The 7,236-nt window shown below is 62.3% G+C and carries 5 protein-coding genes and 1 pseudogene; 2 read left to right on the top strand and 4 right to left on the bottom strand.

Annotation, left to right across the window (positions count from 1 at the left end; translation table 11 throughout):
- On the top strand, positions 1-1,294 hold a 1,294-nt coding region (locus tag VEC01_RS09125), incomplete at its 5' end, for a calcium-binding protein (protein WP_324900500.1).
- A 54-nt stretch (positions 1,295-1,348) separates the two neighbouring features.
- On the opposite strand, the gene VEC01_RS09120 is transcribed toward VEC01_RS09125, so the two are convergent.
- Positions 1,349-2,881 carry a tyrosinase family protein gene (locus VEC01_RS09120; RefSeq protein ID WP_324900499.1) on the bottom strand — a complete coding sequence of 511 codons (1,533 nt, stop codon included), beginning with the start codon at positions 2,879-2,881 and terminating at the stop codon, positions 1,349-1,351.
- A 900-nt stretch (positions 2,882-3,781) separates the two neighbouring features.
- Positions 3,782-4,228, bottom strand: coding sequence for a CBS domain-containing protein (locus tag VEC01_RS09115; protein WP_324900498.1), 447 nt, complete (start codon positions 4,226-4,228; stop codon positions 3,782-3,784).
- A gap of 119 nt (positions 4,229-4,347) precedes the next feature.
- Here VEC01_RS09115 and VEC01_RS09110 point away from each other — a divergent pair, with 119 nt between their 5' ends.
- Positions 4,348-5,682, top strand: a complete 1,335-nt coding sequence (locus VEC01_RS09110; RefSeq protein WP_324900497.1) for an erythromycin esterase family protein — start codon at positions 4,348-4,350, stop codon at positions 5,680-5,682.
- A 103-nt stretch (positions 5,683-5,785) separates the two neighbouring features.
- On the opposite strand, the gene VEC01_RS09105 is transcribed toward VEC01_RS09110, so the two are convergent.
- Both VEC01_RS09105 and VEC01_RS09100 read right to left on the bottom strand, forming a co-directional pair.
- The gene (locus tag VEC01_RS09105) at positions 5,786-6,925 is read right to left on the bottom strand and encodes an ABC transporter substrate-binding protein (RefSeq protein ID WP_324900496.1); all 1,140 of its coding nucleotides are present in this window, start codon (positions 6,923-6,925) and stop codon (positions 5,786-5,788) included.
- A gap of 4 nt (positions 6,926-6,929) precedes the next feature.
- Positions 6,930-7,236, bottom strand: a pseudogene (locus VEC01_RS09100) (hypothetical protein); the annotation flags it as partial.

The following is a 7,236-nucleotide window of genomic DNA, read 5'->3' as shown; positions in this document are numbered from 1 at the left end:
CGTGCAGGCCAGCGACGGCAGCCTGACCAGCACCCAGGCGATCGCGGTCACCGTCACCGATGTGGCCAATGAATCGATCATCGCCGGCACCCCCGGTAACGATGTCCTGAATGGGACCAGCAGCGACGACACCTTCGATATCTCAGCCGGCGGCGCCGACACCGTGACCGGCGGCCTTGGCAATGACACCATCCTTGCCGGTGCGGCGTTCTCCGGCACCGACCGCATTGACGGCGGCACCGAGCTTGATGACATCACGGAACGGGATACCCTGGTTTTGAACGGTAATTACACGGCCGGTGTGACATTCGGCGCAAGCACGCTGGTGAACGTCGAAAGCATAGTCGTCAGCGCGGGCAACAACTACAGCCTGACCACCAGTGACGCTACCGTGGTCAACGCCACTCTCAGCATCGATGGTTCGGCACTAGGTTCCGCCAACACGCTCATGGTCAATGGATCCGCCGAAAGCGAGGCGAATTCGAGCTACTTCATGACCGGCGGCGCCGGCAATGACTCGCTGACCGGCGGCGCAAGCTGGGATTCCTTCGATATCAGCTTCGGCGGCAATGACACGATCAGCGGCGGCGGCGGGCGCGACAGCATCTACGCCGGGGCGCAATTGAACGCCGGCGACCGGATCGATGGCGGCGCGGGCATCGACTTCGTCTACCTGAATGGCAATTACAGCGCCGGCCTCACTTTTGGCGCGACCACCGTGACGAATGTCGAAGTCCTGGTGACCCAGGCCGGCAGCAGTTACAACCTGACGATGAGCAATGGCACGCTGGGCGCCGGCCAGCAGATGACGATTGACGGATTCGTCCTCGGCAGCGGCAACACGCTGACGGTGAATGCGGCGGCGGAAACCGAGGCAACAGCCTCATACGCCTTCAACGGCGGTGCCGGGAATGACCGCTTCACGGGAGGAGCGGGCAACGATATCCTGACCGGCAATGGCGGCAATGACACGCTGACCGGTGGCGGCGGCAATGACGTATTCGACTTCAATGCCCTCACTGACCGCGGCACGACCGGCGACACCATCACGGCCTTCAGCAAGACCGGGGCCAATGGCGTCGACGTGCTGAATCTGCGCGATCTGCTGCTGACATTCAGCGGCTACAACGGCAACAATGCATTCAGCGGCGGTTACCTGCAGTTCGACACGTCGTCGGGGACTGGCACCACGGTGAGGGTCGACAGCAATGGCGGCGGCAATTCCTACGTCACGCTGGCGACGATCGTCGGAACAGCGCTGTTGCAGTCCGATACCGCGAACTACGTGGTGTAGATGGAGGCGCAATCCTGGCGCTGCGAGAGCGCCAGGATTGCCGTGCGACGCCGCTTACTGGACAGGATCCAGCGAAAGCTCCAGACGCGCTTCCCCGACGTGCATGACATCGCCTGCAGGGGCCGTGTTGCCGCTGACCCGGACAAAGGAAATCGTGAGGCCGCCCGGCGGGCCGCTCAGCAGTTTCTTCAGCGTCAGCGTGACTGGAAACACCAGACGCACTGTGCCCGGTTGGGTGCCGCCGGGTTCCAGGTTCATGTGCACGCGGTGATGCGCCGCCGCGATTTCGAAGGGGCCGGTGGAGCCGACGAGGTAGCTCGTGCTTGCCGTGTTCACATCCGTGGAGGATGGCAGGTTTACATAGATCTGGTAAAAATAGCCGCCCTGCTCGCCGCTGCCGTGCACGCTTACGCTGTCGAGGACCAGTTGCGCTGACCGGTAGGGAATGCCGCCGATGCGCGCGGCGTTGTTGCGCGTGGGTGCCGGGCTGGCGTTGCTGACCACGGTTTGCAGCAACTGGCTGGAAGCGCTGTCGATAATCAATTCGGTGCTGACCGAAGTTTCGCTCAGCGGGATGTTGAGCACGCCGCCGATGGCGCGCCGATTGGCACCGGTGGCCCGGGCGGCGGACGGCGGGAACTTCACGGTCGGGGGGCGGCTCAGGAGGCGCGGCCTGCTGGTCGAAGTACGCGGCCCCAGCTGTGCCAGCGGCGGCGTGCCGCCAAAGGAGGCGAGCTTGAAGCCGCTGCTCTCTGTCGGTGCGCGCGCGACCGGAAGAGAGGTCGGCATCTGTTCGTTCTGGTAAAAATAACCCAGGTCGTTGCGGGTACTGATCGTTCTGCTGCGTTGCATGGTCAGCCTGTTCGCAAACGTGAACGTCCCGTTCCAGTAGCTGTCTGTGCTGGCAGGCATTTCGCGTCCGCCACCGCCCTGCGCCCATGCGGTCCACAGGCGGTCGACGTTGGCGTGGTGCAGCCAGAAGATCGGATCGGTGGGCGACTGCATGTCCGCCATCACATTGCCAATGATGTTGTGCACCGGGTTGTGGGGCGCGTTTTCCATCGAAACCTCGAAGGAGTTCGGCAGGCCGCGCTGCATGTCCGTCACTTCGCTGCTGAACGGCGCGAGCGTCAATGCGTCGATTACGCTGGTGTTCAGGCGCGGCGCATATAACGAATTGTAGCTGGCAGGATTCGTGAATTCGGCGGGTATTTCCGGCGAGGTGTAGTAATCCCAGTAGGGCAGGACCAGCGCATTGTTACCCGATACCGCACGCAGCTGCTGTTCAAAGAAATACAGGTAAGCCCGATGCCAGGCGAGAAAATAGGGAACGCCGTGCGGGCAGAAGCTCTGATGCACGTTTACCCAGTAGGCCCAGCTGCGCTTGTCCGCGGCGTCGGTGTTTTGCCTCATGCGCGCGATGCCGTCCATGAGTGAGGCATAGTCGCGCGTATTGCGGAAGGTGTTCCAGTCGAGACGCTGTCGCAGCCCGGTTTGCGCTTGCAGTTCGCCCAGGGGGAGCGGGGAAAGCATGAGCGCGGAAGCGCCCTTGATGAAATTGCGGCGGCTGAGGCGGCGTCCGGACATCCTATAGCTCCATTGTCGACATGGGACTTCAATGGTATGCGTGAGCGTTGTCTTCTACTTGAGAAGTCTCAATCTGTAGCCACAACATGCGGAACCTCTGGCGCGTAGCGGTGCCATGCAGGCCGGGTGAAGCGCGTATCGAAGATTCATTCGACTGAAGCTGTGACAAATCGTATACACGATCGTCAGCAGCTTCTCCTGGGCGTGGCGAACTTCATCCGACGGGCAACCGGGGAGGTGGCCAACGCCGTCATTCTCGTAACCCTAGCCGTGATTGCCGCACTGCCCCCGGCGACCTTCGTTCCGAAACCATAGGCCGGGCCTGTGCCTGTCGCGGTCAACGGCGGTACGGATACGTGGCGTCGCCGGCATTTGCTTTCATGCACGCTGTGACGCGTCCGACACTGGCAGAAAGCGGTACATGGCAAGGTGCGACAGGCACAGGGCGGGTGACGCCGGCCGCCGTTATTCGGCATGCTCATCATGCATGCGGTGCCTGCCCCGATTGCGACTTACGGCGCCGGCGGCCTCGGCGAGTATGTCGTCCGCCGTCGCACCATCCCTCCCCTGCCGGTGGCAGCCGGCAGGACGGGTCGCGATGCGCGGGGGATTCTCGCCGCCTGCACGCAGACGCTCATGTTCACACTGATGTCCGGCACATTTCCCATCCGGGGCGCGCCGAGCGTCACGGCGTAACGAGCCAGGCGCAAATGAAACGCGGGTTCGCGCCTGGACGGAGGCACTGCCTGTGCCGCTTGAAGACGCGGCACGATGCCGGTTAGAAACAACTCCAAGGCGGCTGCCACGCCATCATTTGTTTTTAATTGGCTGCGATGGCTGCACCGGTAATCAGACAGCCCGCCGCGCGCCGGAAGGCGCGCGGGAGCAAAGATGGGAGAATCAGGAATTGAGCGGCGGCCGGGCCGGCTCGGCGGGGGTGGAGATTTCTTCCAGGGTGCGATCCACCTGCGCCGAATGCTTCGTTGCAAGATCCCCAAGTGAAACAATACCGATCAATTCGCGCGTATCGTGGTCCACTACCGGGACGCGCCGGATCTGCGAGTCGCCCATATCCTGCATCACTTCGTCGACCGTCTGGTCATCGAAGCAGCAGCGCACGTCGCCCGACATCACATCCATCACATGCGCGCTTTCCGGCGCCTGGCCGGCAGCCACCGCACGTATCGTGATGTCGCGGTCGGTCACGATGCCGACAAGTTTCGACCCCTCGCAAACTGGCAGCGCGCCGACGTTGAGTTCATCCATCAGCTGCGCCGCACGGCGCACGGTCTCGTTTGGCGACACGCTTGTCACGTCGCGGGTCATGACCTCGGCAATTCTTTGCATTGCAATCTCCTGAAATGGGTTCGCTGGCTCGGTGTAGTAGGCGCCGCGCAGGTATCGGAAAGCGGCACTACAGGAACTATCAGACTGCGCGGCGGACGAACAGTTTGAAAGGATCTGCGATGTTCCGAAATTCCCTGATCGAAGCGCTGCGACAGGACGCCCGTGTCCTGCAGACCGAGCGCCAGTACGACGACATCATTGAACAGATCGGCGACGCATCCCTCGTCCTGCTGGGAGAAGCGACGCATGGCACCCGGGAGTTCTACCGTATCCGTGCGGAAATCAGTAAGCGCCTCATCCTGGAAAAAGGCTTCAATGCCATTGCCGTCGAAGCAGACTGGCCGGATGCCTTGCAGGTCAACCGTTTCATCGCACCGTCCAAAAACGCCGCTTCCGCCGACCAGGCCTTGCATGGCTTCGAGCGATTCCCGCAATGGATGTGGCGCAATACCGAAATCGTCGAACTGGTGAGCTGGCTGCGCTGGCATAACATGCAGATCGCGGACGCGCACCGGAAGGTCGGATTCTTCGGTCTCGACCTGTATAGCCTCCGCGCGTCAATGGAAGCGGTAGTCGGCTATCTCGCGCAGGTGGATCCGGATGCGGCGACGCAGGCGCGCGCCAGGTACGGTTGCTTCGACCATCTGGCCGAGGACCCGCAGCGCTATGGGTATGCAGCGACTTTCGGCATGCGCAAGGACTGCGAAGACGAAGTGATACGGCAACTCACCGAATTGACCGAAAAGTGGCATTCGGCGACGCACCAGGCCGGGGACATGGATGAATTGTTTTACGCGCAGCAGAATGCGCGCGTGGCGCAAAACGCGGAAGCCTACTACCGCTCCATGTTCCTGGGTCGCAACGAATCCTGGAACCTGCGCGACCTCCACATGGCGGACACGCTCGACGCGCTGTGCGGTCACCTGACTGCCCGCAACGGCCGTGCCCCGCGGATTGTCGTCTGGGCGCACAATTCGCACCTCGGCGACGCCCGCGCCACCGAGATGGGCGAGCATGGACAACTCAACCTCGGTCAGCTGGTGCGGGAGCGCTACGGGGCGAAAGACAGCTTCCTGCTCGGCTTCACTACGCATGCGGGCACGGTCACCGCCGCATCGGACTGGGGAGCGCCGGCCGAGACGAAGGCGGTCAGGCCCTCGCATCCGGACAGCTACGAGCGCTTGTTCCACGATTGCGGGCTCGGCAATTTTCTGATCCCGCTGCGCGAAAACAATCGCCTTGCCGGCATGCTGCAGGAAAAACTTCTGGAACGCGCTATCGGCGTGGTCTACCTGCCGGAGAGCGAACGGATCAGCCATTACTTCCACGCCAGCCTTTCACGGCAGTTCGACGCCGTCATCCATGTGGACGAGACCCATGCGGTACGGCCGCTGGAGCGCGAAGCCGACACCCAGCAGGGCGAGGTTCCGGAAACCTATCCGTCCGGCATTTAAGGCGCTGAAAGATGGTTTCGTAAAAAAAAAGGGTTACGCGAACGTAACCCTTAACTGCTGGGGAACAACAAAGCTTTTGTGATGGCCAGCGCTGCTTGCCTTGTCAGCGAAGCAAGCGGCCGTCCTTGCCAATCACGGTAATTTCGACGAAACGCGAGCCGATCCGGTTGGTCGGCGAAAAATTCAGCGTGAAGCCGCCCACATCGTACGCATGCAGCGTCTCCAGCGCACGCAGCACCTTCTCCCTGTTGGCGTTCGGCCCGGCCCGGCGCAGTCCCTCTACCAGGACCTTGGCGCCGACGAACTCCTCGAAGCCGGTATAAGACAGCTCCGCGCCCGCCGGCGCGTATTTCTTCATCGCCTGGTGATACTCCTTCACGATGCCGTTCGTCGGTGAGTACGGATACGGCATGACCTGCGCGATGGCGATGCCGCGTGCATCCTCGGCTCCGATCAGCCGCACGATTTCCTTTGGATTCACGACCGAAATGTTCACCAGCTGGGCCACGGTCGACGCTGCGCGGATCTGCTTGCTGAATGCGGCGGTGCTCTTGTTCACCGAAATCATGATGACCGCCTGCGGATTGGCCGCCGCGATCGACTTCACCGCATCAGCAACGTTATCGGTGTTCTTCTCGTACGCCCCGACCGCGGCCAGCTCCAGGCCGCGTTTCTTCAATGCCGCCTGCACGCCGGCCAGCCCTGCCTTGCCGAACGGATCGTCCTGGTACATCACCCCGATCCGTTTCATGTTCAGCAGCAGCAGCTGGTCGACGATCCCCTCCGCTTCATCGGCATAGCCGGCGCGGATATGGAAGATATAGGGATTGAACGGCGTGCGCAGGATCTCGCCGCCGGTGTACGGCGCGACAAGCGCAATACCGGCTTTTTCCAGCACCTTCTGCTTCAGCAGTTCGCCGACATTGCCTGTTCCCGCAAACCCGATCAGCGCCACCGCCCCGTCCTTGTCGATCACCTCTCTCGTCAGCCGCACTGTCTCATCGACCTTGTAGCCATCGTCCTTGACCACGTGCCGGATCTTCCTGCCGTGCACGCCGCCCTGGTCGTTGACGTAGTCGAAATAAACCTTCGCGCCCAATACCATGTCCTTACCGGTATCGGACAGCAAGCCGCTCAGGGGCGCGACCTGTCCGACGACGATGTCGTCGGCGGCCGCGGCGACCACCGCAAGGGATGCGACTGCACACCCTGCGACCCAGCGCAACCAGGCATGCGGCATCATCGCGTCAGCCCTCCACCGCCTTGATGACAACCGTCTGCACCGGTGCCGCGCGCGGCTTGCGCATTTTCTTGCCGTACTCCACCAGCTCGCCGACGATGCCGCGCCGGAATGCCAGCACGCAGACGATGAAGATGAAGCCGGTCACGATGGTCACCGACTCGCCGATCGAGCGGAACCATTCGATGTTCGTCAGCACCGCCAGCCAGTTGCCGAGATCGCCCAGCTTGTTTTCCAGCGCAATGATCACGATCGCGCCAACGATCGGACCGGTCAACGTGCCAAGACCGCCGACCAGGGTCATCAGCACCACC

This window comes from Noviherbaspirillum sp. (assembly GCF_035627455.1).
GTDB lineage: Bacteria > Pseudomonadota > Gammaproteobacteria > Burkholderiales > Burkholderiaceae_D > Noviherbaspirillum.
This window is presented reverse-complemented; position numbering and strand designations above follow the sequence as displayed.

Excerpts from the sequence above, each read along its gene's own strand:
- VEC01_RS09115 (WP_324900498.1), bottom strand. The coding sequence starts at position 4,228 with ATGCAAAGAATTGCCGAGGTCATGACCCGCGACGTGACAAGCGTGTCG.
- VEC01_RS09120 (WP_324900499.1), bottom strand. The coding sequence starts at position 2,881 with ATGTCCGGACGCCGCCTCAGCCGCCGCAATTTCATCAAGGGCGCTTCC.
- VEC01_RS09110 (WP_324900497.1), top strand. The coding sequence starts at position 4,348 with ATGTTCCGAAATTCCCTGATCGAAGCGCTGCGACAGGACGCCCGTGTC.
- VEC01_RS09105 (WP_324900496.1), bottom strand. The coding sequence starts at position 6,925 with ATGATGCCGCATGCCTGGTTGCGCTGGGTCGCAGGGTGTGCAGTCGCA.